Genomic DNA, 23,796 nt, shown 5'->3' on the forward strand with positions numbered 1-23,796 from the left:
CTACAATCATGAATATGCCCGCAGTGAAGACACCCTCGGAACAGAACGATAGCACTGAATTCACAATCGCTATTATCGGAATGGCAGCCCGCTTTCCTGGCGCCGATACGCTGGATGAGTTCTGGGAAAATATCGCAGCTGGTCGGGAGTCCGTACGTCCGGTATCCGATCAAGAATTCCTCGCTGCCGGTGGTGACCCGACGGACCTACACGATCCCCACCTCGTACGCATGGCGTCCGTCATCGACGGCATTGATCGATTCGACGATCGATTCTTCAGCTACAGTCCCACGGAATCTGAACTCATCGACCCCCAACAGCGACTACTCCTAGAGACTTCTTACCACGCAATGGAGGATGCCGGATATGCGAATGGCTACGGAGATCGCCTAGTAGGTGTGTATGCGGGTGCGAGCGACAGTCGCTATTATTCCTCCCATATCCATCCTAGGTTTGCCAGGCACGGCGCTTCAGCGTCCTTGGTGCATGCTGCTATTAATAACTCGCTAGGCACTCTGGCTACTCGTATATCGTACGAGCTTGGGCTTACGGGCCCGAGTCTGTCGCTCCAAACTACATGCTCGACTGCGCTTGTTGCTCTTCACACGGCATGTCAAGATCTCCTCGACTTCAGATGCGACCTCGCCCTCACCGGTGCCGCATCGCTTAACCCCTCGGCAATGCTTGGATACAGGTATGTACCTGATGGGCCATTCTCCCCGGATGGCCGGTGCAGGACGTTCGATGCGGCAGCGGCAGGTACCTCCTCCGGCGACGGAGTGGGCGCGGTCGTTCTCAAACGGCTTGATGACGCGCTCGCCGATGGCGACCATATTCGAGCCCTCATCAGAGGATCTGCGATTAACAACGACGGACGCCGTAAAGTTGGCTTCACCGCCCCCAGTCAGGTCGGCCAAACCGAAGTCATTCTTTCCGCACAGGCGGCTGCAGGAATAACCGCGGATTCTATTTCCTATATTGAGGCTCACGGTACGGCTACTCGACTAGGAGATCCTATCGAAATCGCAGCGCTTACCGAAGCTTTCAGAGAAACAACTGATCAACGGGGATTCTGCAAAATCGGCTCGGTCAAGACAAACATTGGGCATCTCGGGGCAGCTTCAGGGATAGCCGGGATCATAAAAACTGTCCTCGCTCTTGAAAATCGTCAAATACCGCCAAACCTACACTTTGATGCCGCGAATCCCTTAATCGACTTCGCTGACACGCCTTTTCTAGTAGCTACGAAGCTTGAAGACTGGCTTTCTCCTAATGGGCCGAGGCGTGCCGCGGTTAGCGCTTTCGGTGTAGGAGGAACCAATGCGCACGTAGTGCTGGAAGAGGCTCCGGTTCCACTGAACATTTGCCCTCCGCAAGAAAATAATCCAAGATGGCAAGTTCTTCCGCTTTCTTCTCACACTCCCGAAGCGCTACGGAAACAGTCAAATGAGCTTGCGCAATACCTCGAAACGCATCCCAAGATCCAACTCGACGATATTGCTCACACATTACAAACTTTTCGACCTGCAATGCAGCATCGAGTTGGCGTAACTGCTGACACAACAGAAACCGCAGCCCGGATCCTGCGCAGTCAGCTGCCGATGTATCCAGAGGTCCATCAAAATACTTCCCCTACGGTCACCTTCCTCTTCCCTGGTGGTGGTACTCAGTATCCAGGGATGGGTGCCCAGCTATATCGCGAGAATTCCCATTACAGAGATTCAGTCGATCTCTGCGCCGAAATTCTATCCCCTGTCATTGGCGGCGATATTCGGGCCGCATTAAACGGGTGCACCAGGCAAGCGAATATGGAAACATTTCTAGCATTAGTTGTCGCCGAGTATTCACTCGCGATTGCGTTAATGAATCAAGGGATAAAGCCTGGCATCTTACTTGGGCATTCCCTTGGGGAGTATGTAGCAGCAACTATCTCAGGCGTGATGTCCATCGAGGACATGCTACCTCTTGTCGCGAAACGAATACAGCTAGGAATCTCAGCGGGAGGATCCACGATCGCTGTCGCTCTCAGCGAAGAGGAACTGGGTCCATATTTGGGTGACGAATTATCGCTTGCCGCGGTTAATGGACCGCAGTCCTGCGCGGTCGCCGGCCATGCGAGTGTCATAGATTCTTTCGAAAAACAGCTGATCGCTAATGGCGTAATGTACCGCCGACTGGAAATGCCCGTTGCGGCACACTCTCACGTTCTAGACCCATTTCTCGATACCTTCGCGGCTGCGTTTGATGCGGTCACTCTAAATCCGCCCCTAATTCCAATTATCACTAATGTGACCGGAACTTGGCTAACCAACGAGCAAGCCACTTCACCTCAACATTGGCTGGATCATGCTCGACATACCGTCCGGTTTTCTGACAGCATCGCCACTTCACGCAGGCATAGTGAACCAATTTTCGTTGAAGTTGGACCTGGTGACGTGCTTTCAAAGCTTGCCGGATCTTGTCTAAAACCGGAACTTATCATCTCTGTCAGCACGATGCGCCATGTAAAAGACACTAGTGCGGACGGACAAGTGCTGGCAAACGCGATTGGAAAACTCTGGGCGTTAGGCGTCGATCTAGATCTCGGAATCAACACGGATCAGGATCGGGCCGCCAACCGGATACGCATTCCTAGCTATACCTTTGACCGCCGTAGTCACTGGATCGATGCTCCCGCTGCGGAAATATCTCGAAGCGAAAACGAACATTCTCTTGCTTCCTATATTACAGAGCCTGTCCGTACACCTCGTCCCCCGCTCGGCACGGTTCACATTGCCCCTCGCACTCCACATGAAAAAATCGTGGCGATGCACTGGGAAAATATTCTTGACATCGAAGGCATCGGAGTGCACGACAATTTCTTTGAAATCGGCGGCGATTCAATGCGTGCCTTAATGCTCACCAATCGCCTGCGGGAAGCCAATATTATCGATATACCAGTTGCTGCGATACTTAATGCTCCCACCATCGCAGGAATGCTTAGTCAAGCTGCAGGTGATGGTGATTCCTTTGATGCCTTCTCCCCCGTGCTCCCTTTGCGCATCAAGGGTACCGGACGCGCATTGTTCTGCGTGCACCCTGTCGGTGGCATCTCTTGGCGTTACAGCGGACTTCTTCCTCATCTTGACGAGTCGATACCCGTCTACGGAATCCAGGCATACGGATTAGACGGCATTCAACCGCTCGCTGCCAGCGCCGGAGAGATGGTAGATTGTTACCTGAAACATCTGCGATCAATTCAGCCACACGGTCCTTATCGATTGCTGGGCTGGTCTTTCGGTGGAACAGTGGCGTATGCGATGGCGACGAAATTACAAAGCGAAGGCGAGCAGATAGAAGTACTCGCATTGCTGGACGCCCCAGTAATGCAAGCGGATGCCTTCGATGAAGGTACAGTTGACAATCACATTGCATCATTACTTCTTCGGGTTGCTGAAGTTGCTATTCCGGAAAGCGAAAATACTTTAGACGTCCCAATGGTGATCGAACTGCTTGCCGAGAATGCAGGAAACTCTGCGGTATCCTCCAGCGAAGCCGAGGCTATCGTCAAGGTCGTGCGAAATAATCTGCGAATAGCACCTGAATTTATTCCAAGTAGTTTCCAAGGTAATGTTCTCTTCTTCTCCGCCGCTGGCAGTTCCGCGATATCTGAAGTTGAAGCAGGGTTAGATCCCACTCCCGCAAAGGCATCCGACGTGTGGCGTGAATATGTGGATGGAAATTTCGAAGAGTACACTGTAAATTGCGACCACTACAGTATGACCGATCCTGAACCAGTCTCCTATATCGGAAGCGTGTTGGCCACTGCTTTGAACTCCGCAAATGATTGTGAACAAGAGAACTCGATCACCTAAAACTGCAGAACGCCGGAACTAGGATTCATAGTGCTCAAATCACCACCTCGGTTCACAGCGTCAAATAGGCATTCACCATAATTCCTTGAGAGATAAAACAGGTCCGTTGACTGCTCGCAGTGAGCGGACCTGTTCTATCTCTGCGGTCAACTATCCTGCCCTGAAGGTTCAGGTAGTTGATCGACCTGTTCGGGCAAATACCCGCCACGAATGTTTTTAGTGAGTCCATTGGTTTAGCTGCATTGGTGAGCGATTCTCGGCTGCCGCCGCCAGGAAAGGTGCTGGATACGTTGCAGTCGGCGAGGGCGTTGTCGAGGGAATGCCTCACCATCATTTCGACGTAACCTAGCACTTCCGTACCAGGCCGCGTGCAATTCTGCCATGCGTACCGTGCGGCAACATTTGCGTCTGTTGGGTCTCCGCATTCGGCTCTTTTCCCTTAGTGGTCCGTCCGTCGAGGTGCTCCACCGGTCAGCCCGGCCGCGAGCCGTCATCCGATGCCGCCCGGGAAACCTCCGGCTTTAGCTGTGGGGAGGTAAGGGTGGCTATACGTTTCGTTGGTTCTCCACATATTCTTTGATCAACTACCTGGTCCTGAAGGACCAGGTTTGCTGCTCACCGACCTAGCTGGATGCTAGAGCGGTGGCTGCTTTAGGCACGGTTGATTGAGCGGCCCAATACTTTTCGTGTCCGAGTGCAGCGATGTTGCGGGAAGCATTGTGGTCCGCATGCGGAAGATGTCTCGGCGTCACAGCGGTAAGCGTGGTCCGCAGTCCGCCGGGTACGCCCGCGCCGCGCGTGATGCGGGCGGCGCTGCAGAAGAAAGCGGCCCGCCAGAATTCGCATGATGCCCGGGTGTGGGCGAAAGCGGTTGTCGAGAACCATGATCTGATTGCGGTGGAAGAGTTCTCGCCGGAGTTCTCGCCGGAGTTCTTGTCGAAGTCGACGATGGCGAGGAAAGCGGCGGACGCTGCAATCGGGTCGGCGAAGCGGGAATTGATCGAGCGTGGCGAGCGGGCTGGCCGATCGGTGGTGATGGTGCGGCCCGCGTACACGACGATGACGTGTTCGAGTTGCTTCGCGAGAGCCAAGCAGCGACTCGGACTCGGTGAACGAACTTTCCTGTGCAATGCCTGTGGGCATACAGACAGTCGGGACAGGAACGCTGCCAGAGTGATTCTGGTTGTGGCAGAACGGGGCCACACTTGTGTTGACGATGTAAGACATTCGCAGCCATCCTTCGGGCTGCTAGCGGGTGCGATCTGAGCTTGAAATCCCCCGGTTTCAGCTGTGGGGAACCGTTAACCTCTGCCTGGCCCTCCACGACTGCGATCTCCGAGGCTAGCTGCGTCTTTGCTTCCTCTGCAGCTTTTTGGTCGGCCTTCCGCTGGTCCACGTACTTCTTGCCCGCAACTGCCCACGAGTTCTCCGGAAACCGCCTGAGCGTCTTCCTGCGGGTTCAGGTGTGCGTTTTGACCATCGTCATACCGGACGATCGGAAACGGGCTTCTGCGTGGAGTTGACGTGGCGAAATTCTCGCGATTTCGTCCGATTTAGATGTCCGGTGAATTTGTCTGGTATGGCATAGTTTCTAGTGGACAGTTTGTCTGCGGGACGGCTGAACGGCGAAAATCGGGAGCGGAATGAAGATCGGCTACGCGCGTGTGAGTACGGCGGCACAGGATTCGTCGATTCAGGTCGAGCTTCTCGCCAAGGAAGGAGTCGACCGTAACCGTGTCTACGTCGATCACGGAATCAGCGGCCGGCAGACCCGACGCCCCGGACTCGACAACGCGATCAACGCTGCCCGCGAAGGCGACATCTTCTGCGTGACGAAACTCGATCGGCTCTCCCGATCCGCGAAGGATCTGCACGAGACGGTGGGGCGACTGGCAGACAAGGGTGTTGCCTTGTCGATCGACGGGAAGATTTACGACCCATCAGATCCGATGGGCAAGATGTTCATCGGCGTTCTCGGGCTGATGGCCGAGTTCGAGTCAGACCTGATCCGAAGCAGGACCCGAGATGCCGTTGCGGCCGCGGCGGCGGCAGGCAAGATGAAAGGCCGTCAGCACAAGCTCACCCCGGAAGAGCGTGCATACCTGCTGCAAACGTACGAGACCGGACAGTTCAAGATCGAAACACTATGCCGGAACACAGGTTTGAAGCGATCGGCACTTTACGCCAATATCGAGTTGGCACGCACAGAACGGGCCGCAGAAACGCTCCCGGCCAGCTGAACCGCACCAACTGAGCGAGGACTCTGGGAGTTACGCCCGCCAGAATCGCGGAGGTCTCAGGTCCAGGGGCTTCTCTGGCTTACCGAAGGCGGATCGGCGATGCAGCGCCCAGGCGAGACTTCCTGAGCTGAAGCTATTACGCGGGATGATGCTGCACGTCGCGCAAATCGCCGCATCGATGCGCGCGAACGACTCGTGCTCCAGGTGTCGCGGGGGATCCGAGCCGTAACCGAACTGCTCGACCCCCTCTGGCAATCCGATTTCCTGCATGGTCATAGGTGATCGTGTTCCGTCGACTGAGATCCGGTCGACCGGGAAGGTGCCGCGATGATCCCAGTCCTCCGGGCGATCGCCGCGATCGTTGAGCCTGGCGCCGTTGATCGAATCCGAGGAGTAGCCGTTAACGGTTCCTCATAGCTAAAGCCGGGGGATTTCAAGCTCAGGCAGCGCCCGGCTTTAGCTATGGGGAACCGTTAAAATCCGAGTGTCTCGTGAGCGCTATTTTTAGAACGACCTTCTAAGGCCGCTGAGCTGTGTCTATTTGCACATTCGGAGTCGAACCAAATTTCGAGGCAGGAAGTAGTCTCTTCACAATTTTGCCTGCAGCATTCCGCGGAATCTGTTCAATGAATTCAATATTTCGAGGCCGTTTATAAGGTGCAAGATAATTGGAAACATGATAAAGTATATCAACTTCGCTAATATTTTCTTCGGTAACCACATAGGCAAACGGTACCTCGCCGTAATCCGCATCAGGCACACCTACAACGGCGGAATCTTGCACCTTTGGATGCGAATTTAGTATTCGCTCGACTTCACTAGGGTAAATGTTCTGTCCAGCGCGGATGATGATATTTTTGATTCGATCCACTAGGGTAATTAGACCATTCTCATCAATGAATCCTAAGTCACCTGTGTGAACCCAATCGCGTATGATAATCTCATTGGTAGCAGCCGCATCTTGCCAGTAACCTCGCATAATGCCCGGCCCGCGCACACAGATCTCGCCAACCGCATTCGGCTCGACTTCAATTCCCTCTCGGTCTAGCACTCTAACCGACATTCCAGGAATGACGCGACCCGCAGCGATTAGTTCGGTCCGATCAACGGACGACGGATGTTCGCCTGGACCGAGTGTGGCGAAAGGTCCCCCGACCTCGGTCAATCCATAAACCTGACGGAATCCGCAGTCGAGCTGATTTACCGCATGCTTCAGAGTTTCCGCCGGCATGGGAGCTGCTCCGTATAGGATCTCACGCAGACTTGAAAGATTCGCCGTAGAGAAAGAGCTTGTTTTCAACAAGAAATGCAACATCTGCGGCACCAACCAGATATGGGTAGCGCGATTCTTCTCAATTGCCGCTAAAACCATCTGGGGCTTAAACCCTGGCACCAAAACTAAAGTGGCCCCCGCAGCCATATAAGCGAAAGACAATGTTAGGCTGCCGTGATAGAGAGGACAGCAATTGACAATAACAGTATCAGCAGCAGGCTGAGTAGCCGCGAGCCATCCAAGCGATATAGCGCGGAAGGACGCATAGTCGACTGTGACACCTTTCGCTCGGCCCGTAGTCGCCGAAGTAGAAATTATGGCAGCAAGTGCGTCATCCGAAACCTGCGGCAAATCCCGAAATTGGTTGGTACTCAACTCCGCTAACAGATCAGAAAACTCTTCACTTTCGAACGCTATTCGTAGATCTACTGGTAGAACAGGGTGCCGATTCAGCAAACTGGACTCACCAAAAATCGCAACCACGCCAGTAGACTCACAAACGTCTGCAATTTCGCTGGTCGTAAGACTATGGTTTATCGGTACAAATAGCGCACCAAGCCGAGCGAGAGCAAAGTATACTTCAAGGACGTCGATCCGGTCTGCTGAAAGAAACGCCACCCTGTCACCTTGTCCGATTCCTCGCCTGGACAAACTATGTGCAATACACAAGGACCTGTCGTGAAACTCCGCCCAAGTAAGCGACCTGTTAGCGTCCACTAGTGCTGTTCGATCACCAAAGCACTGCTTGTTTCGTTCGACTATATGTGTAAGCCACATCAGATATCTCCGGACGGTCGTCTGCCATCCGCTCGGTTTGCCACAAAACTTTCGTAGTCGGCCAGAGTTCTGAGATTTTGTATATCCTCAGCAGTAACCTCCACGTCGGTGCGCTCCTCGATAAGCAAGACAAGGCGGACAAGGTCACCGGAGTCAATGCCGCTATCGCTTAGAACCAAATCTCCGCTAATTTTGTGCTCAAACTCATGCATTCCGGTCAGCTCGACAATCATTTTTCTGACTTCGCTCATAATCCACTCATCCTTACTTTCTGGGTTTGAATAATTTTTCGAATACCTTACAAAGAGAGGCGAAATCCTTGAAACAATCCCGCATGATGCATGACATATGTCACTTCACGAAGCGTGGAAGTATGGATTGTAGGGGATGCTTCGCCACTCCATAATTTGGACAGGGTAAATCGAAATCTCAAGTTGAGGTGAAGTTTATGACACAATCTCAGGAAGACGAAGACTGTCTCATCCCAGTTTTCGAGCATTTGCTGAAATCCAAGGAATCTATCGAGCCTGAAGATTGGATGCCTGAAGGGTATCGAAGAATGCTGATACGTCAGATTGCGCAGCATGCGCACTCTGAGATCATCGGGATGCAACCGGAAGGAGCATGGCTTACGAGGGCTCCCTCGTTGCATCGCAAAGCGGTCCTACTTGCCAAAGTGCAGGACGAGGCCGGGCATGGTCTCTATCTATATTCAGCGGTAGAGACTCTCGGCGTCGATCGCAATGATCTACTCGAATCCCTACGTAACGGTCATCAACGATATTCAACGACATTCAACCACCCGGCGCTTACGTGGGCTGACACTGGGGTGATTTCATGGATGGTTGACGGTGCGGCAGTTATAAATCAGGTGCCGCTATGCCGTACGTCGTATGGACCTTATGCAAGGGCAATGCGCCGAGTATGCCAAGAAGAAGCATTTCATGTGCGACAGGGCTACGACATGTTGTGGACGATGTGCCAAGGTACACCAGAACAGAAGGCAATGGTGCAAGATGCCGTCGACCGCTGGTGGTTGCCGGCATTGGCTCTCATGCTAGGCCCACCTGACACAATCGACGAATCCGGAACGGATCGTGTCTCCGCTATTGGTTCTTCTATTACTAAACGTTCAATTGCGTGGAGAATCAAACTGAATAGCAACGACGAGTTGCGTCAAAAGTTCGTCGACAATATTGTTCCACAAGCCCAAAGATTGGGTTTAACGATACCAGACGCAAATCTACGATGGAACGAACAACATTCGCGTTTCGATTTTAGCCCTATTGGCTGGAAGCAGTTTCGCGAACTAATGTCTGAGAATTCGGACTGCGCCAAGAGGCGGTTGAATCGCATCGTCGATTCCCACGAAAACGGAAAATGGGTTCGCGACGCAGTAGATGCATACGTGGTGAAGTCGTCGTTGCTCAACAATGAAAGAAAGTAACTGTTTGTGTATCCGTCATGGGAAGTCTTTGTGAGACCTCGTCGCGGCCTCTCGCATCAACATATCGGTTCAGTTCGAGCCGAAGATGCTGAGATGGCCTTGAGCAACGCTCGAAATCTCTATATTCGACGTCTAGACGCAGCATCAATATGGGTCATGCGCTCCGACAGCATTCGCGCATCCAACCCTAGTGAAAAGGAGGCTCTATTCAGTGGCGCAGTCGATAAACCATTTAGATATTCAAATTTCTATATCGACCTAAATGAGGAGGTCAACCCATGAAAGTCGACGGAAGAGATTTAGCAGAATATGCGTTGAGGCTCGGCGATGATGCACTAGTATTAAGTCAACGGCTCTGTGCCTGGATTACTCACACACACTCAATCGAAGAAGACTTAGCGTTCTCCAATATTTCTTTAGATTTGCTTGGACACGCAAGAACCTTGCTAACATTCAGTGGAAAATTTGACGGCACTGAACGAGATGAAGACGATTTTGCGTTCAATCGAAATGAATGCGATTTCCGAAATGCATTACTCTTCGAACAGGAAAATGGTGACTTTGCAACAACAATTGCCAGACAGCTCGCATATAGCCTCTACATCTCCCTGGTATACATGGAATTAACGAAGACTGTCAATCCTAGCTTATCGGCATTTGCCGTAAAGGCTGTCAATGACGTCCAATATCACAGAATGCACGCAATTCAATGGACGATTCGCCTCGGTCGTGGTACCGATATCAGCAGTGATCGTATGCAGAATGGCCTGAATGTCATCTGGCCTTATACCGCCGAGTTGTTTGCATCCGATAATCTAGTAGACCGTCTCGCAACTGCACGGCATGGAGTCGACCCTGCTCTGCTACGCACAAAGTGGGAGCAAGAAATTGTCCAAGTTATAACGGATGCCAATTTAACCCTACCCACCGCGTCATGGCAGGCTAAGGGAGGAAGAGATGGGAACCATACAGAGTCATTCGGCCTCCTTATATCCGAACTACAGTCAGTCCACCGCCAATACCCAGGAGGTGCTTGGTGAATTTTCTACGGAGACTTACTGTCGACGAGGTAAACATAAAGTTAGCAACGGTGACGGATCCTGAACTCCCGATGATCACTCTAGCGGATTTGGGAGTTATTCGGTCAGTTACTGAGTCGCCAGGTGGTTCGATTGAGGTTACAATCACACCAACCTTTCTGGGCTGTCCAGCTATAACCGCTATGAAGACTGCACTCCTAGACGTTCTAGATGAATGCGGGCACCCAGACGGGACAATACGTCAACAGCTCTCGCCTCCGTGGACCACAGACTGGATCACTGAGGAAGGCAGGAGGTGCCTTTCTCAACATAAAATTGTTCCCCCGAGAAAACGTCGATCCCCTGTCCCTGTTGAGTTGGAAATTGGCACCTGTTGCCCATATTGCGGTTCGGAAGATACCTGCCCACAAGGACTTTTTGGCGCCGCACGCTGTCAAACGATCTTGAAATGTATGTCCTGCCGTGAGTCTTTCTCTCAAGTAAGAACAGTGTAACAATCGCAATGACCTCCGACTTCTATAAAATAGCTATCAATAGTCAGGCTCGCCTCACTTTCGATGCCGTGTCGATCACTTTCACTATCCCGGATCGACTCAAGGAAATCTTTTCGTACCGCCCTGGTCAACACGTCATTATTCGGCACCGCAACATTTCTGCCGAAACTTGTCAAGAAATTGACCGTGCCCCACATCGAGAGCTCCGGAGCAGTTATTATGTATGCCCACCACCGTTATCCAGTGCGGAATTTAGATTGATAATTCGGCACATTGGCAACGGAGAGTCATCGAAATATTCAATGAGAGAACTCAGGGATGGCGATACAGTGGAAATGTCCCCGCCTGTCGGTGATTTTGGATTGATAGAAAAACCAGGGGCGCACCATTTCTTTTTGACCACAAACATTGGAATTGCTCCTTCTCTTTCCATGGCTTGGTCAGCCCTCCGGGGGGATCCCAAGTCTCATGTTTCATTAATCTATTTCGATAGGAATGTTTCCGACACATTATTGGGAGACGAGGTTTGTGACCTGAAAGACGCCTACATTGATCGATGTAGTGTTCTTCATCTTCCCTTTTGGGGAAGTGTAGATTTTAGTGAAACAATAATTTACCGCGATTTGTCGATGCTTCTAGAATTGTTAGATTCAACCCCGGATGCGGAGACATTCTTTTATATTTATGCACCCAAAAATCTAACTGAAAATATTGTCGAATCTTTGAGGGATTTAGGTGCCGCTCAAGATCAACTATTTTTCGAGATCCCTACTGAGCTGGATCAATCAGAATTCTCAGCACCTAAAATTGCAGACGGAAACAGAAAGATTTCAATGCTATTGACGGGGCGTACGGCGACGGTCTTAATGGAACCCAGAGACAAGACGGTACTCGATGCACTTTTACGGGTTAGGCCGGACACTCCGTACTCGTGCGGACGCGGACTATGTGGCGCCTGTCGTACTCGGATAGTGTCCGGAAGCTTTTCGCTCATAAAAGTCCAGCACGTGTTAGACGACCAAGATCTGATCGATGGATATACGTTAGCTTGCTGCGCCTATCCGATATCCGACGAAGCTGCCCTCGACTTTGATGACATCTGAAATGGGGATTGCGTGTGGCCTTAATGCGTGCGCTCGAAGAAATCGGGCTGTGATCGGAAAGTTTTCGTCTAGTTCACGTAGGAGATACGCAATGCAGCAGGACCGTCTGGGGAACCGGTTGGAGCGCTCAGACTCAGGAGATCTCGAACAGCTATCGGGCATTTACGTGAGCTGAGACGAGTCCTTCTGTCGAGAATGGATTGTTTTTCGACACCTTTCTGAAGTTAACGAACGCCCAGCTCATACTTGTCTGAAACTCGTGTCGTAAAATCATGTCGAATAACCCTGAGTCTGGGTATTGTCGACAGATGTTGTTCGGTTACGCACGAGTCTCCAGCGCAGATCAGAATCCAGCCCACCAAGTCGACACGTTGGCGCGGGCGGGCGTCGAGGTCGAGAACATTCATGTCGATCACGCTGGCGGCGCGAAGGCGTCACGGCCACAGTTGGATGCTGTTCTGCAGCGACTGCGGGGCGGTGACACGCTGGTGATCACCCGCCTCGACAGGTTGGGTCGGTCGGTTTTGCATCTGATTACGCTCGGTGCCGATCTGCGTGGGCGGGGGATCGGGTTGAAAGTCCTCGAGCAGGGAATCGATACCGCCACCGCCGAAGGTCGGGCGATGTTCGGGATGCTGTCGGTACTCGCGGAACTTCAGCGTGAGCTGATTGTGGCGAACACTCGGGACGGCTTGGCCGCTGCGCGGGCGTGCGGCAGAAAGGGCGGGCGTCCGCCGAAGCTCACCGACGATCAAATCGCACTTGCTCAGAGGCTGTACGACGCCGGAGAGAATACGGTCGCGCAGATTGCGGCGATGTTGAACGTGCCTCGCACGACTGTGTATGGCCATCTCAACAAGAACAAGTCAGCTTCGACCTCCACAGCGCATCATCCCGGGGACGTTCCTGTGAATTCTGTTGTGCCCATGCGAGTGCCACGCACCTGCCCGACGTGTGGTTACGAGCCGAGTACGCGAGCGGAAGCTGCTCATCAACGCGGCGACCTGGCCGTTGCATGGCTCCATCCGAATGTCGACGATCCGAATGCGGTCGTCATCCGTTCGCACTGTCGCCATTGCGAACCTGAGCCACCCGCTTTCGACGTCGCGTGCACCGTATGCGGTGACGGTCCAATTCTTGCCGACACTTTCGCACACGCCGCGACAGTAGAAGGTCTCCCGGTTCCTGTTCAACAGTGGCTGACTGCCAGTGGGTGGAATTTGACGCCCACCCTCCTGTGCCCGGACCACCGATGACTTGACCGAAATGTTGAGCGCAAGCCCCGTCCGTGAGGGCGGGGTTAGCGAGTGCATGTTGGTTTGTTGTCGGTGAGGGGTGCCAGTATGTCGGCATGAGCATCGTTCAGCGCGTGTACCCCAATGTGGGAGCGCAGCTCGAGATGCTGACGATGCACTGCGATCATGCTCGTTTCGTCTACAACCTCGGGTTGGAGCAGCGTTCGTGGTGGACCCCCTCGCGCCGCCATTTCCGGCAGAAGGTCACGGTCGCGTCGCAGATGCGAGACCTGACCGAAGCGCGGTGTGAATTCGACTGGCTCCGAGCCGGTTCCACGGTCGTACAACAGGGCGCGCTGCGGGATCTCGATCGAGCGTTCACCAATTTCTTCGCCCGCCGGGCCGGGTATCCGAAGTTCAAGAAACGGTTCGCTGCCCGGCAAGGTTTCGTTGTCCGTGATCTGGTGGTGCGGCGCATCAACCGGAAGTGGGGCGAAATTCTGGTCCCGAAGGCCGGGTGGGTGCGGTTCCGTATCTCCCGCGCCTGGGCCGACATCTCAGCCGCGACATCGGCGCGGATCGCGCTGGCGAACGGCCGGTGGACAGTAAGCCTGACGACACCACCAGCAGCACGCACGGTGCCGGACACGGCAGCGGTGGTGGGCATCGACCGTGGTGTCGCGAACTCGATCGCCACGAGCGATGGCCGTATGTTCCATGCCCCCGGTTTCGCCATCGAACTGCACATGATCGCGGCCGCCGCGCACGAACTCCTGCGCCTGCGGTCCACGACACCAACGCTGCCGGTAGACGACGGCACCGACCAACTCGCCAAAGCGAGGGCCGAGTGGGACCGCCGTCACGTCGTCGCCGCACACGTCGAAGACGCACTCGTGGAGCGGGTCGCTGCGCTACGCGCCTACGAACGAGCCCTCACTCCGATCGGGGGCGCTCTGAACAATCTGCAGTCGGTGACCGAGCTGGCAGCCGGAGCCGCGGACGTGGACCGGATCTTCGGGCAGATCATCGGATCCGACTACGCCGCCGGACATACCAATGCCATGCGGCAGGACATCGACGACGTCCGAGCCGGTTTCGACGCGCAAGTCGCTTACCTCGACAGTCTCATCGGTCCACACCGCAAACTCTGAACGCACGACAAAGCGGACAGCGCACAAACGGTCTGCCGCGACACCACTTCGTGATGCCTTGCCCTCTAGGGGGATTCGGGTTGCGTCAGTCAGTGGTCGGGAGGTGGCTCAGGTGAGGATCGAAGGGTTCTCTCGCGTGTGAGGTACTGGTAGACCGCAGGTTGAGAGAGAGAAAAGCGTTTCATCAGCTCGGGGACGGACGATTCATGCCGTTCGTACAGGTCGAACATCTCCGCTTGCTGCTCCGGTGTGAGTTTTCGGCTTACGTCCCTTGAACGCACCCGATGCTTTCCGCTGGGCAACACTCTCGTGCAGCCGCAACCGCAGTAGACCGGACTCGAACTGCGCGAACGTCGTCGACAGCATCGAAAACACGGTCTCCCCGATCGGGTCCTTCGGATCGTGTACGACACCGTCGAACATCAACAGCACGTCCCGCCGCGACAGATCAGAAGTGATATCCGAAAGATCCGGCACCGACCGCGCCAATCGGTCGAGTGAGGTGACAACCAACGTGTCCCGTGCAGACACCGCGCCGAGCGCCGCTGCAAGTGCCGGCCGCGGCCGATCGATACCGCGCAGACCATGATCGACGTGAATCTGCCCCGGCTTGACCCCGAGTTTCACGAGTTGGTCACGCTCAACCTGCTCATCGTCACCAGACGATGCGCACCGTGCGTAACCAATCAACATCACACCATCGTATTCTACGAAGAACCCCAATCAAGTGTAGAAGTCGACGGTGGCGGGCATCCGCTACATTGAACGCGGTTTTACCAGGTCGTAGGCGATCGCCGCAGCATTGTGAAAGGAGCTGACGATGTCCGTGGTCCCACGCAAAGTCGTCCGCAAGAAGCTCCTGCACACCGCTGTCCTCGACAAAATCGAACGCGAACACCTCGACCTCGACACCGATCAGGTCCACCACAGCCTGCACCGACTGCGCCAGCACGTCACCGGCGCCTCACTGACCCGATGCCTCGACCAGTGGGAATGCATCGTGCGTAACAACGACATCGACGCCGTCCGAGAGATCGAAGCTTCCGACACCGAGACTGCCCGCGAGATGCGCAACCTCTCACCCCTGTCGGTTCTACTCAGCGAACCGGAACGGCTTCACCTGACCAATCGGCGGAAGCCTGGCCCTTCAGGGCCGGGAGGAGGAAGCCGCTCTGAATTGCGCAGTAGACCGCAGGTTCGCATACGACGGTGGGACGTGGACCCGGCAGGATTCGAATTCGTGTCGTGCCCCTCTGCAAGGATCTGTTCCTAGCGCAATGCCCGGGCAAGTGAAGGCGTGAAACCTATTCCGGAAGGCGGTGACGGCAGTGAAACGGATCGTGATGGTCAAAGTTGAAGCAGACGCTACTCACTTGCAACGCCGCAGCCGACTTCGTCTCCGGCACGGCCCAACACGCTTCTGATCGGCGTGCGTTCGCGTTGCAGAAAACGGTGTACACCCAGGTCAAGGCACTCGGGTTGTCGGCGCAGCCCGCGATCCGGGTGATCAAGAAAGTGTCCGACGCGTACACCACCCGGGCAGCGAACCTGAAAGCCGGGAACTATGGCCGACACGGATCCAAAAAATATGCGGCCGTGGCAGATACAGCAGTTCGTTTCCGGCCGCTGGCGGCGCAACCGTTCGACGATCGGTGCTTGTCCTGGCAACTCGATTCGTCGACCGTCTCGATCTGGACGGTGTCGGGCCGAATGAGGAGTGTGCGATTCGTGTGCGCACCGTGGCAACACAAACTCCTCGCAGACCGCCAGGGTGAAACAGACCTCGTCTACCGCGACGGCAGCTTCTACCTGTATGCCACCGTCGATCAACCAGCACCCTCGCCGGTTGTGCCGGTGAAGGATCCGGTCGACGGTTGGCTGGGCGTGGATCTGGGGATCGTGAACCTCGCGGTCACCACCGACGACGATCCGAAGGCTCTCGATGTCCGGTGGTCCAATGGAGCTGTCACCGCTCGCAGGAAAAAGAACCAGGTCATGCGGACGGCGCTGCAGAAAGTCGGCACGAAGTCCGCGAAGCGGAAGTTGAAGACACGGCGACGGAAGGAACAACGGTTCGCCACCGACATCAACCACCAATTGTCGAAACATATTGTCGCTGCGGCGCAACGCACCGACCGTGGTATCGCGATAGAAGATCTGTCGAGTATCCGCGATCGGGTACGGCTGACCAAGAAACAACGAGCACAGGTACACAACTGGGCCTACGCCCAACTTCGGGACTTCCTCACCTACAAGGCGGAAATGGTGGGTGTTCCAGTGCAGGTGATCAACCCGCGTAACACCTCCCGCACCTGCTCGCAGTGCGGGTTCTGTGATGCACAGAATCGCCGCAGTCAAGCTCGATTCGAGTGTTGTGAATGTGGGTGGGCCGCGCATGCGGACCACAATGCTTCCCGCAACATCGCTGCACTCGGACACGAAAAGTATTGGGCCGCTCAATCAACCGTGCCTAAAGCAGCCACCGCTCACCCTAGATCGAAGGAACAAGTGTCCTGGTAATTGCTGGGACGCGGGTCGCTTGTGCTGCCCGTCGGTAGTTCCGTCCATCACTTTACCATGGTAGTTCTGAACTAGTTCTGATCTAATGGTCTCATGAGTAAGACAGCAGCAACCGCCACGTTTTCCGAACTGCTCCGATCTCCGAAGGATGTCCTCAGTGTTCTCGCAGATGCCGGCGAGGTTGTGTTGACCCGTCGGCAGGCGCCATCTCTTCGGTTGACTCAGGAATCGGACAGTCAGCAGGAGCTGTCCACGCTCGGAATTGTCGGCCAACTCTTCGCGGCCTCCCTCGACGAAGTAGCGCTGGAACGTATCGCCAAGAACATGGCGGTGACTCTGCCGTGGATCGGGCTGCTGCCGAAGAACGTGCACGCGGAGTTCATTTCGGAGTTCCACGACACAGCCCGCGCCTGCATCGCCGTCAACCGTTTCGGCCGTCTGTCTGTACTCCTCAATGCTTGGGAAGCAACAGCGGAGGCATACGCTGATCCGTCTCTCAGTGCGGACGGCACGGATCTCGAGTATCTCGATGAGCCCGAGGCGGTTCCGGCACCGGACCTCGACGCGTGAGCAAGCGTGAGTCGCCTGTTCCGCGGCCACTCAAGCGAACCGAATGGGAAATCTTCTTCGATACACGTGAGGCGCAGAAGGGGTGGACTGACCTACTCGCGACCGCACGCAATGCCACGACCGAAGCGTGGAACACGCTGACGTGTGACCCGCTGACGGAAACAGCGCGTCTGTACCAACTCAAGGCTGACTTCGCGTACCTAACTCGCAATGGACGGACGTACGCCCGCTATCAATACAAGGTCACCGACGGCGCGCGCATTTGGTTCTACGTCGAGCCGGCGCCGAAAGGTACAAGGGCGAAGACGGCCGGGCGAGTCTTTCTCGAGCGGTGCGAAACAGCACACCCGAAGGAAACCGAGTCGTAGGTCTGAACAGCGCAGATAGCGGACTTATCGCTGGCTCAGATCCTCGATGGTGGTCAGGATCAAATTGGCGAAGTCTGCGGCGGTTTCGCCAGTATCGTCACCGGTACCCTGAACGATGACGATCTTCTGGTCAGATTTGCGAACCCACGGAGCATGAGGTTTGGCCACCGCTTCCACCACCACCACCACCACCGTCTCCAGGTTTCGAAGTTCGGCCGCTAGCAGCAGGCGCGCCTCGCCATCCCGCGTCACTTTCCGGCCCTTGATCTCGATCCCGATCTTTTTGCTATTCGGCAGCGTCATCATGAGATCGACGGCACCATTGAGCTGTACCTGTGCGGCGGGGAACTTCTGTTCGATGAGGCGAGTGATATTCGCTTCGAGATTGATGCCCCGAGCGGCAGCTCGATTGGCGTTCGTAGCCCAAAAAGTCGCTCACAAGGGCACAGTGTTGCAGAACTCACCAGGTTTCCGCCGGTATACCTGATGAATGTGCCGCCGAGCTAGCTGGTGGTCCTGATGGCGTCGATCATCTCATGCGCTCACGGACTTGATATGGGCTGCGACGGTGTCACCGATACGGGTGACGAGGTCGATGTCTTCGCCCAAGGAGGCGGAGGCGTGGGCCGCTCCGACGGTGCCGGCGCACAAGTTCCAGGCGAGTCGATGTGTTGTGGGAGTGTCAGGGATTTCGCCTGTGCTGATGGCGTTGTCGACGAGCTCGCTGATGGTGTCCACCCAGTGCGCAAAACCGTCGATGTTGTCGATGGAGGGTTCGAGAGTGAGCTTCATGCCAGCACGTAGGTTGATGTCCTCGGCGATCTGTCGTGCGAGGGACGTGAAGATCGCTGTCAGTTGCTCTGCTGCTGTACTGCTCGAACCGGCCGTTGCGTCAGTGACGGTTTCGTCGACGGTGCGCTTCCAGTCCGAGAGGAGTTGGTTACCGATCGCGTCTTTAGATGGAAAGTGGTAGTACATCGCGCCTTTGGCGAATTTTCCAGCGTGAGCGATGGCGTTAATACTGGTGTGGCCGTACCCGTCGGTGTCGAAGTGACGGGCCGCCACGGCGATGATCGCTTCCCGTGTTCGCACTGCACGAGCCTGGGGTGCCGCGTTCTTGCTGCCGGGGGAACGGCCGATCCGGGGGCGGGTTCTCGCGGCAGTGTCTTCCGGCGTGTTCGCCGACTCGATGGGGCTGGTCATAGTGATGCTCCTTCGATCATGCGGACGGTAGCCGGATCAGGTCTGCACCACATCAGCAGCCGTTCGTCGACGTGCAGGTGCGAAGGTCGGCGACCACATCAACTACCTGGTCCTGAAGGACCAGGTTTGCTGCTCACCGACCTAGCTGGATGCTAGAGCGGTGGCTGCTTTAGGCACGGTTGATTGAGCGGCCCAATACTTTTCGTGTCCGAGTGCAGCGATGTTGCGGGAAGCATTGTGGTCCGCATGCGCGGCCCACCCACATTCACAACACTCGAACCGAGCTTGACTGCGGCGATTCTGTGCATCACAGAACCCGCACTGCGAGCATGTGCGGGAGGTGTTACGCGGGTTGATCACCTGCACTGGAACACCCACCATTTCCGCCTTGTAGGTGAGGAAGTCCCGAAGTTGGGCGTAGGCCCAGTTGTGTACCTGTGCTCGTTGTTTCTTGCGCAGAGGGCGTCGCCGCGGGGACGCTCATGCCACTGCGAACCGGTCACCCGACCGAACCTGGGACGACCGAGCATCTTGCCGAGAGTGCAGTCCCCTCTGGAATCACCGCTCCCCGCTACAGGCTGCGGGCGGTGTGCGGGTGTTGGCGAGGAAGGCGACGAGATCGGCCGAACATGCGCCGAACAACGCGGAGCCGTGATTCCCGTCCTCGACGGTCATAACTGTGCCACCGGCACGCTCGGCGGCGGCCGTGGTCCATCGATAGGGGGTGACTGTCTCGTCGCGGTGGCCTATCAGTAGTAGCGGCGTACCGGTGTCGTCCACCGCCCGCGTTTGTCCGGGGGTTGCCCATCCAGAGCAGAAACTGGCTCCAGGAAGCTCGGAGTTTGCAGGGTTGGGCACTCTTTCGCCGAATGGGTAGCCGGTCTCGCGCGCGGTCGCGAGGTGCTCGGACCACTGCATGTCGGCAGATAGGACGGCGTCGAGCGAGTTGCAGATGTAGGCGGTACGGGTGGCCGAGGTGAGGACGTTCAAGAAATCCGCCAGGTCCGGCAGGTCTGGCAGGTTTGACGGGTCCGGGTCTGCTGCCGGAGCGGGTGCTGTGTCGCTGTCGTGGGGTGACCGCGCGCCGTCGTCTGCGACAAGATCTGCGGCACGTTCGGCTGCGAGGGCGGCCGAGAGGTCATGGTTTTGCTCCGTGGCCGATATGCCGAGGTAGACGGCGCTGTCGAGGACCATCGTCTGTAGGTGTTCCGGGAACAGTGTCCGGTAGGCCAGCCCGAGTTCGGTGCCCCAGGAGGCGCCGAAGTAGCTGATGGTCGGCGCGCCGAGGGCAGTCCTGATCTGGTCGAGGTCGGCTGCTGCGGTGGCGGCGGTGAGGGTGGCGAGTAGAGGGCCGTCGGTGTCGGCGCATGCCTGGTTGGAGGCGGCGATCATATCGATGTAGGTCTGGGCATCAGAGGCGAGCGCTTTCTCCGACGTCTGCTGATCGGCTGTGTCCTCTTCCGGTGGGGATAGTTGGTCGAGGTCGGTGCAGGAGGGCCGGGTACTGGCTCCGGTGCCGCGCACATCGACGCCGACGATGTCCCAGTCGCTCAGTCGGTCGATGTCGCCGATCATGGCGGGCATTGACCGGCCTTCCAGTCCCGGGCCTCCGGGGTTGACGATCAGTGGTCCGCGGCTGCGGTCCGACGAGGCGGGCAGTCGGCTGATCGCGATGTCGATGTTCGGGCCACCGTCAGCGTTGTAGTCCAGGGGCACCGAGACAGTCGAGCATTCGAGCCGATCGATCGCCTCGACGCCGGGCAGTGTCGTTGCGAACGCGGATTCGCAGTCGCCCCATGTCAGCGCGGTTGGGGCGACTGTCGTGATGGCGGTGTCGGTGTCGATGACCGTGCAGGCCGAAGCCGTCACCGCGACGACCGAGATGGCGGTTGCGGCCATCGCGGTACGTGTGCCCATCACCACTGGTCACCACGGTTGGCGGCGGCAGGGCTTAACATGGTCGGCTGTGAGTGGCGGCCCCAGAAGAACCAGCTCAGGGCGCCGAGGATCGGAACGGCGATGATGACGAGAATCCACAAGGCCTTCCCCGCTGAAGTGTAGAGGGACGAGCGCAGGATGCTCGCGACCGCAGCAATCCAGAGGACCGCGGCCGCGGCGGCGAGAGCGATCATGACGATGACGACACCGAGCGCCCAAGCTCTGTCGGTGTCGGGGGTCTCGGCGGCGGCGAGAAGTGTCGTGGGCAAGTGCGCAAGCATGGCGGCGATCCTCGAATTAGGGGATTTTTTACTGTCGGAGATTGATGTTATTGCAGCAGAATCGATTTGGGATCGGTCTGCCGCGCTATGCGTACCTCATACCCAGGGCGGCGGAAGTGCGGTACGGATCATCCTCGAGTCGTACAGGAGGGTCGGACGGATCATCCATGCGACCGATCTTGCGCGTGGAGCATCGACCGATCGCGCCACCTGGTGTAACAGTGAACAGATGATCCGCGACCCTCTCCACCTACCGAGTGCCTCGCGGCGAACTGCATGCACCGATCTCGCCTTAGCCGCAGTGTGCGTGACCGCGGCCCTGCTTAACAGCACTGGACCCGTCGGCGTGGCCGCCGGACTGGTCGCTGCGGTCGCCGCAGCCTTTCGCACCCATTTTCCGACTGCGGCCTTGCTTCTGGCCGTGGTGTCAGCAGTCACGCAAATCGCGTCCGGTCAGGGGGCTGCTGCTCACCTGGATCACCTACGCGGCGCTGATCTATTTCTGTGCGTCCCATCCACGGGGTGCGGTGCGGTTCGGATCGGGTGCCCTCGCCGTGGCACTCTGCTGGCTCGGGAAAAGCGAAATCGATCCGAGCGCGCGAAACAGGCTCGCCCGTCAATCCCTCGAAAACGGCCGCGAGATCCGCATCGGTAATCACATTCACATGCTTCGTTGCCTGATACAGGGCAGCTTCCACTGCCGACCGCTGACGCGGAACGAAATCCTCGCTGATGTACTTACCCCTCGCTCGTCAAAAAAGTGTCGCGGTACTCGAATGCCTGAGCACCGCCTGAACCGCATCCGCATCCCAACCGTTGCGCAACGCCTCACGTAATGCACGTGACCGTGCAACCCGCGCCGCTCGATCCGGCCCATACCACTGCCAGCTCTGCCCGCGTCCGCCGCCGCGTCCCTTCGCGCTCATCCCCGCCAAATTCTGCGACTGCGTCCCGAGCACCACATGCGGACGACCTGACGATTCCGAGACCCGAACACAGATCGGGTTGTCGCACACCTCGTGAATCGCGAACTCGGAATCCAACAGCGGCCGAACGAGTTCGAGCATCAACGCGTACCGATGCGGGCGCACGACCCGTTGTCGGCCACCACGCTTGATCCAGAACCTGCCGTACCCGTCATCTGAAATCGACCCAGTCCAAAAATGGCAATCCCGCTCACCCGGACCACGAACGATGTACCGATCAAACCGATCACGTTCCGGATCACCAGCCGCCGGCAACGCCAACACATCGCGCTGCCGACTCGGAGCCGGTGGACCATCAACACCGGGGAGCGTTAGGTCCACCGCGCACACCTAACGCTTCCGAGATCTGCCGAAAAATCGGCGCGGGTTGCCCCCAACCGGGGACAGCGAATTCCCTCATGTGGATGCCCGAGATTTCTGTTCCCGCTCCGCTCGATCTCAGGCAACACACAATCGGTCGCTGACACCCAACCGGGGACAACCCACATCGCGGTCGACATCGCAGGAACGCCCGGCTAGGAGGCGGAGACAGTAGGAGACGGATCGGATTCCGCAGGCGCAGAGTCGGCCGGAGCCTTCTCGCCCGACACCTGCTCGGTCGGCTTCGGCTTTCCCGTCTGCGCAGCCTTCAGTAGCTTGTTGACTTCGCCACTCGTCAAACCAGTCATCGTTGCGATCGACGCCACCGATTCCCCGCGGCCCTTGAGGGCAACCACCGATGCCGCCCGCGCGGCGTCAGAGGCGAGCAGCTTTTTGTTTGTCTCCTCACGAATTCGGGAAATCCGAGCATCCGCATCGCTGCGCGCCTTGTCGGAAGTTTCGTCCGCCTTGAAGAACGCGGCGAGATCATCCTCGTTCATCTTGATCCGGGCTTGCTCTTCAGCGAGCCGAGCCGCAGTGGCGGAACGCGCACGTTCCCTCGCGCTGACCTTGTTCGCTGTCGTCGTCATACCAGCATCCTAAGCCCTCAGGCCCCCTCAATCGCACCTTCCGCCACACCGACCACAGCACCTCGCTGCAACTCTGCGCTCCGAACCCCAGCCGCGTCCACCGCGTCCACCGCGTCCACCGCGTCCACCGCGTCCACCGCGTCCACCGCGTCCACCGCGTCCACCGCGTCCACCGCGTCCACTCGCTCACGCGCACTTCGTTCCCTCAGCTCCAGTTCGTCCCTCACCTCCCAAAAAGATCAAAACCCACCACACCATAGGCAGAGTTTCAGACTTTTGGGGGTGTCTCGCCGCCTCTGCCATGACCGGGCGATATATCGTTGGCGGGTGCCTCGTCCCGAATCGCCCACAGCCAAGCGGATGCTT

General features: G+C 56.7%; 26 protein-coding genes. 14 read left to right on the forward strand and 12 right to left on the reverse strand.

What is annotated here, in order from left to right; genetic code table 11:
• Positions 1-8 precede the first annotated feature (8 nt).
• Complete coding sequence (locus tag RhoBH5_RS29970) at positions 9-3,854, forward strand: type I polyketide synthase (RefSeq protein WP_270009209.1); 3,846 nt, start codon at positions 9-11, stop codon at positions 3,852-3,854.
• A 623-nt stretch (positions 3,855-4,477) separates the two neighbouring features.
• On the opposite strand, the gene RhoBH5_RS29975 is transcribed toward RhoBH5_RS29970, so the two are convergent.
• Positions 4,478-4,945: a hypothetical protein gene (locus tag RhoBH5_RS29975; RefSeq protein WP_270009248.1), complete on the reverse strand. Its 468-nt coding sequence runs from the start codon at positions 4,943-4,945 to the stop codon at positions 4,478-4,480.
• Here RhoBH5_RS29975 and RhoBH5_RS29980 point away from each other — a divergent pair.
• The gene (locus RhoBH5_RS29980) at positions 4,890-5,120 is read left to right on the forward strand and encodes a zinc ribbon domain-containing protein (protein ID WP_270009245.1); all 231 of its coding nucleotides are present in this window, start codon (positions 4,890-4,892) and stop codon (positions 5,118-5,120) included. The two genes, RhoBH5_RS29975 and RhoBH5_RS29980, sit on opposite strands and share 56 nt — an antisense overlap.
• A 377-nt stretch (positions 5,121-5,497) precedes the next feature.
• Positions 5,498-6,094, forward strand: coding sequence for a recombinase family protein (locus RhoBH5_RS29985; protein ID WP_270009210.1), 597 nt, complete (start codon positions 5,498-5,500; stop codon positions 6,092-6,094).
• Positions 6,095-6,611: 517 nt separating this feature from the next.
• On the opposite strand, the gene RhoBH5_RS29990 is transcribed toward RhoBH5_RS29985, so the two are convergent.
• Both RhoBH5_RS29990 and RhoBH5_RS29995 read right to left on the reverse strand, forming a co-directional pair.
• Positions 6,612-8,144, reverse strand: a complete 1,533-nt coding sequence (locus RhoBH5_RS29990) for a class I adenylate-forming enzyme family protein (RefSeq protein WP_270009211.1) — start codon at positions 8,142-8,144, stop codon at positions 6,612-6,614.
• Positions 8,144-8,395, reverse strand: a complete 252-nt coding sequence (locus tag RhoBH5_RS29995; RefSeq protein ID WP_270009212.1) for an acyl carrier protein — start codon at positions 8,393-8,395, stop codon at positions 8,144-8,146. Before RhoBH5_RS29995 ends, RhoBH5_RS29990 begins: the two co-directional genes overlap by 1 nt.
• Before the next feature lie 197 nt (positions 8,396-8,592).
• Between RhoBH5_RS29995 and paaA the strand changes: the two genes are divergently transcribed.
• The 7 genes from paaA (at position 8,593) to RhoBH5_RS30025 (ending at position 14,614) form a co-directional block, all read left to right on the forward strand.
• Positions 8,593-9,591 carry a 1,2-phenylacetyl-CoA epoxidase subunit PaaA gene (gene paaA / locus RhoBH5_RS30000; RefSeq protein WP_270009213.1) on the forward strand — a complete coding sequence of 333 codons (999 nt, stop codon included), beginning with the start codon at positions 8,593-8,595 and terminating at the stop codon, positions 9,589-9,591.
• 6 nt (positions 9,592-9,597) lie between these two features.
• Complete coding sequence (gene paaB / locus RhoBH5_RS30005; RefSeq protein WP_270009214.1) at positions 9,598-9,873, forward strand: 1,2-phenylacetyl-CoA epoxidase subunit PaaB; 276 nt, start codon at positions 9,598-9,600, stop codon at positions 9,871-9,873.
• Positions 9,870-10,631, forward strand: a complete 762-nt coding sequence (gene paaC, locus RhoBH5_RS30010; RefSeq protein WP_270009215.1) for a 1,2-phenylacetyl-CoA epoxidase subunit PaaC — start codon at positions 9,870-9,872, stop codon at positions 10,629-10,631. Before paaB ends, paaC begins: the two co-directional genes overlap by 4 nt.
• Before the next feature lie 50 nt (positions 10,632-10,681).
• A complete protein-coding gene (paaD, locus tag RhoBH5_RS32810) occupies positions 10,682-11,125 on the forward strand; it encodes a 1,2-phenylacetyl-CoA epoxidase subunit PaaD (protein WP_442972489.1) in 444 nt (147 codons plus the stop codon).
• A gap of 8 nt (positions 11,126-11,133) precedes the next feature.
• Positions 11,134-12,228 carry a flavin reductase family protein gene (locus RhoBH5_RS30015; RefSeq protein ID WP_270009216.1) on the forward strand — a complete coding sequence of 365 codons (1,095 nt, stop codon included), beginning with the start codon at positions 11,134-11,136 and terminating at the stop codon, positions 12,226-12,228.
• Between the two features lie 308 nt (positions 12,229-12,536).
• A complete protein-coding gene (locus RhoBH5_RS30020; protein WP_270009217.1) occupies positions 12,537-13,484 on the forward strand; it encodes a recombinase family protein in 948 nt (315 codons plus the stop codon).
• 95 nt (positions 13,485-13,579) lie between these two features.
• Positions 13,580-14,614: an RNA-guided endonuclease InsQ/TnpB family protein gene (locus RhoBH5_RS30025; protein WP_270009218.1), complete on the forward strand. Its 1,035-nt coding sequence runs from the start codon at positions 13,580-13,582 to the stop codon at positions 14,612-14,614.
• Positions 14,615-14,818: 204 nt separating this feature from the next.
• Here the strand turns inward: RhoBH5_RS30025 and RhoBH5_RS30035 are convergent, their stop codons facing one another.
• The gene (locus RhoBH5_RS30035; protein WP_270009220.1) at positions 14,819-15,307 is read right to left on the reverse strand and encodes a recombinase family protein; all 489 of its coding nucleotides are present in this window, start codon (positions 15,305-15,307) and stop codon (positions 14,819-14,821) included.
• Positions 15,308-15,434: 127 nt separating this feature from the next.
• Between RhoBH5_RS30035 and RhoBH5_RS30040 the strand changes: the two genes are divergently transcribed.
• The 4 genes from RhoBH5_RS30040 to RhoBH5_RS30055 all read left to right on the forward strand — a co-directional run bounded on the left by RhoBH5_RS30040 (position 15,435) and on the right by RhoBH5_RS30055 (position 18,072).
• Positions 15,435-15,887, forward strand: a complete 453-nt coding sequence (locus RhoBH5_RS30040) for a hypothetical protein (protein WP_270009221.1) — start codon at positions 15,435-15,437, stop codon at positions 15,885-15,887.
• 80 nt (positions 15,888-15,967) lie between these two features.
• Entirely contained in the window at positions 15,968-17,134 is a 1,167-nt protein-coding gene (locus RhoBH5_RS30045; protein ID WP_270009222.1) for an RNA-guided endonuclease InsQ/TnpB family protein, read from the forward strand.
• 93 nt (positions 17,135-17,227) lie between these two features.
• On the forward strand, positions 17,228-17,704 hold the full coding sequence (locus tag RhoBH5_RS30050; protein ID WP_270009223.1) for a hypothetical protein: 477 nt from the start codon (positions 17,228-17,230) through the stop codon (positions 17,702-17,704).
• Positions 17,701-18,072, forward strand: coding sequence for a hypothetical protein (locus tag RhoBH5_RS30055; protein ID WP_270009224.1), 372 nt, complete (start codon positions 17,701-17,703; stop codon positions 18,070-18,072). The genes RhoBH5_RS30050 and RhoBH5_RS30055 overlap by 4 nt, the downstream gene beginning before the upstream one ends.
• Positions 18,073-18,096: 24 nt before the next feature.
• Here the strand turns inward: RhoBH5_RS30055 and RhoBH5_RS30060 are convergent, their stop codons facing one another.
• The 8 genes from RhoBH5_RS30060 to RhoBH5_RS30095 form a co-directional block, all read right to left on the reverse strand.
• The gene (locus RhoBH5_RS30060; protein WP_270009225.1) at positions 18,097-18,378 is read right to left on the reverse strand and encodes a hypothetical protein; all 282 of its coding nucleotides are present in this window, start codon (positions 18,376-18,378) and stop codon (positions 18,097-18,099) included.
• A 228-nt stretch (positions 18,379-18,606) separates the two neighbouring features.
• A complete protein-coding gene (locus RhoBH5_RS30065) occupies positions 18,607-19,275 on the reverse strand; it encodes a TetR/AcrR family transcriptional regulator (RefSeq protein WP_270009226.1) in 669 nt (222 codons plus the stop codon).
• 141 nt (positions 19,276-19,416) lie between these two features.
• Positions 19,417-19,734, reverse strand: a complete 318-nt coding sequence (locus tag RhoBH5_RS30070) for a transposase (RefSeq protein WP_270009246.1) — start codon at positions 19,732-19,734, stop codon at positions 19,417-19,419.
• A gap of 99 nt (positions 19,735-19,833) precedes the next feature.
• On the reverse strand, positions 19,834-21,192 hold the full coding sequence (locus RhoBH5_RS30075) for an alpha/beta fold hydrolase (RefSeq protein WP_270009227.1): 1,359 nt from the start codon (positions 21,190-21,192) through the stop codon (positions 19,834-19,836).
• Complete coding sequence (locus tag RhoBH5_RS30080) at positions 21,192-21,494, reverse strand: PLD nuclease N-terminal domain-containing protein (protein ID WP_270009228.1); 303 nt, start codon at positions 21,492-21,494, stop codon at positions 21,192-21,194. The genes RhoBH5_RS30075 and RhoBH5_RS30080 overlap by 1 nt, the downstream gene beginning before the upstream one ends.
• Positions 21,495-22,246: 752 nt before the next feature.
• The gene (locus RhoBH5_RS30085) at positions 22,247-22,585 is read right to left on the reverse strand and encodes a hypothetical protein (RefSeq protein WP_270009229.1); all 339 of its coding nucleotides are present in this window, start codon (positions 22,583-22,585) and stop codon (positions 22,247-22,249) included.
• 410 nt (positions 22,586-22,995) lie between these two features.
• Positions 22,996-23,430, reverse strand: a complete 435-nt coding sequence (locus tag RhoBH5_RS30090) for a hypothetical protein (protein WP_270009230.1) — start codon at positions 23,428-23,430, stop codon at positions 22,996-22,998.
• Positions 23,431-23,447: 17 nt separating this feature from the next.
• The gene (locus RhoBH5_RS30095; protein ID WP_270009231.1) at positions 23,448-23,657 is read right to left on the reverse strand and encodes a hypothetical protein; all 210 of its coding nucleotides are present in this window, start codon (positions 23,655-23,657) and stop codon (positions 23,448-23,450) included.
• Positions 23,658-23,796: the final 139 nt, after the last annotated feature.

Source organism: Rhodococcus sp. BH5 (assembly GCF_027583855.1).
In the GTDB taxonomy this organism is placed as follows: domain Bacteria; phylum Actinomycetota; class Actinomycetes; order Mycobacteriales; family Mycobacteriaceae; genus Rhodococcus_F; species Rhodococcus_F qingshengii.

Coding starts and splice junctions, on each gene's coding strand:
- RhoBH5_RS30065 (WP_270009226.1), bottom strand. CDS start 19,275: ATGACCAGCCCCATCGAGTCGGCGAACACGCCGGAAGACACTGCCGCG.
- RhoBH5_RS29995 (WP_270009212.1), bottom strand. CDS start 8,395: ATGAGCGAAGTCAGAAAAATGATTGTCGAGCTGACCGGAATGCATGAG.
- RhoBH5_RS30015 (WP_270009216.1), top strand. CDS start 11,134: ATGACCTCCGACTTCTATAAAATAGCTATCAATAGTCAGGCTCGCCTC.
- RhoBH5_RS29980 (WP_270009245.1), top strand. CDS start 4,890: ATGGTGCGGCCCGCGTACACGACGATGACGTGTTCGAGTTGCTTCGCG.
- RhoBH5_RS29985 (WP_270009210.1), top strand. CDS start 5,498: ATGAAGATCGGCTACGCGCGTGTGAGTACGGCGGCACAGGATTCGTCG.
- paaA (WP_270009213.1), top strand. CDS start 8,593: ATGACACAATCTCAGGAAGACGAAGACTGTCTCATCCCAGTTTTCGAG.
- RhoBH5_RS30060 (WP_270009225.1), bottom strand. CDS start 18,378: ATGATGACGCTGCCGAATAGCAAAAAGATCGGGATCGAGATCAAGGGC.
- RhoBH5_RS30080 (WP_270009228.1), bottom strand. CDS start 21,494: ATGCTTGCGCACTTGCCCACGACACTTCTCGCCGCCGCCGAGACCCCC.
- RhoBH5_RS30090 (WP_270009230.1), bottom strand. CDS start 23,430: ATGACGACGACAGCGAACAAGGTCAGCGCGAGGGAACGTGCGCGTTCC.
- RhoBH5_RS30025 (WP_270009218.1), top strand. CDS start 13,580: ATGAGCATCGTTCAGCGCGTGTACCCCAATGTGGGAGCGCAGCTCGAG.
- RhoBH5_RS30075 (WP_270009227.1), bottom strand. CDS start 21,192: ATGGGCACACGTACCGCGATGGCCGCAACCGCCATCTCGGTCGTCGCG.
- RhoBH5_RS29990 (WP_270009211.1), bottom strand. CDS start 8,144: ATGTGGCTTACACATATAGTCGAACGAAACAAGCAGTGCTTTGGTGAT.
- RhoBH5_RS30020 (WP_270009217.1), top strand. CDS start 12,537: ATGTTGTTCGGTTACGCACGAGTCTCCAGCGCAGATCAGAATCCAGCC.
- RhoBH5_RS30035 (WP_270009220.1), bottom strand. CDS start 15,307: ATGTTGATTGGTTACGCACGGTGCGCATCGTCTGGTGACGATGAGCAG.
- RhoBH5_RS30040 (WP_270009221.1), top strand. CDS start 15,435: ATGTCCGTGGTCCCACGCAAAGTCGTCCGCAAGAAGCTCCTGCACACC.
- RhoBH5_RS30050 (WP_270009223.1), top strand. CDS start 17,228: ATGAGTAAGACAGCAGCAACCGCCACGTTTTCCGAACTGCTCCGATCT.
- RhoBH5_RS29970 (WP_270009209.1), top strand. CDS start 9: ATGAATATGCCCGCAGTGAAGACACCCTCGGAACAGAACGATAGCACT.
- paaC (WP_270009215.1), top strand. CDS start 9,870: ATGAAAGTCGACGGAAGAGATTTAGCAGAATATGCGTTGAGGCTCGGC.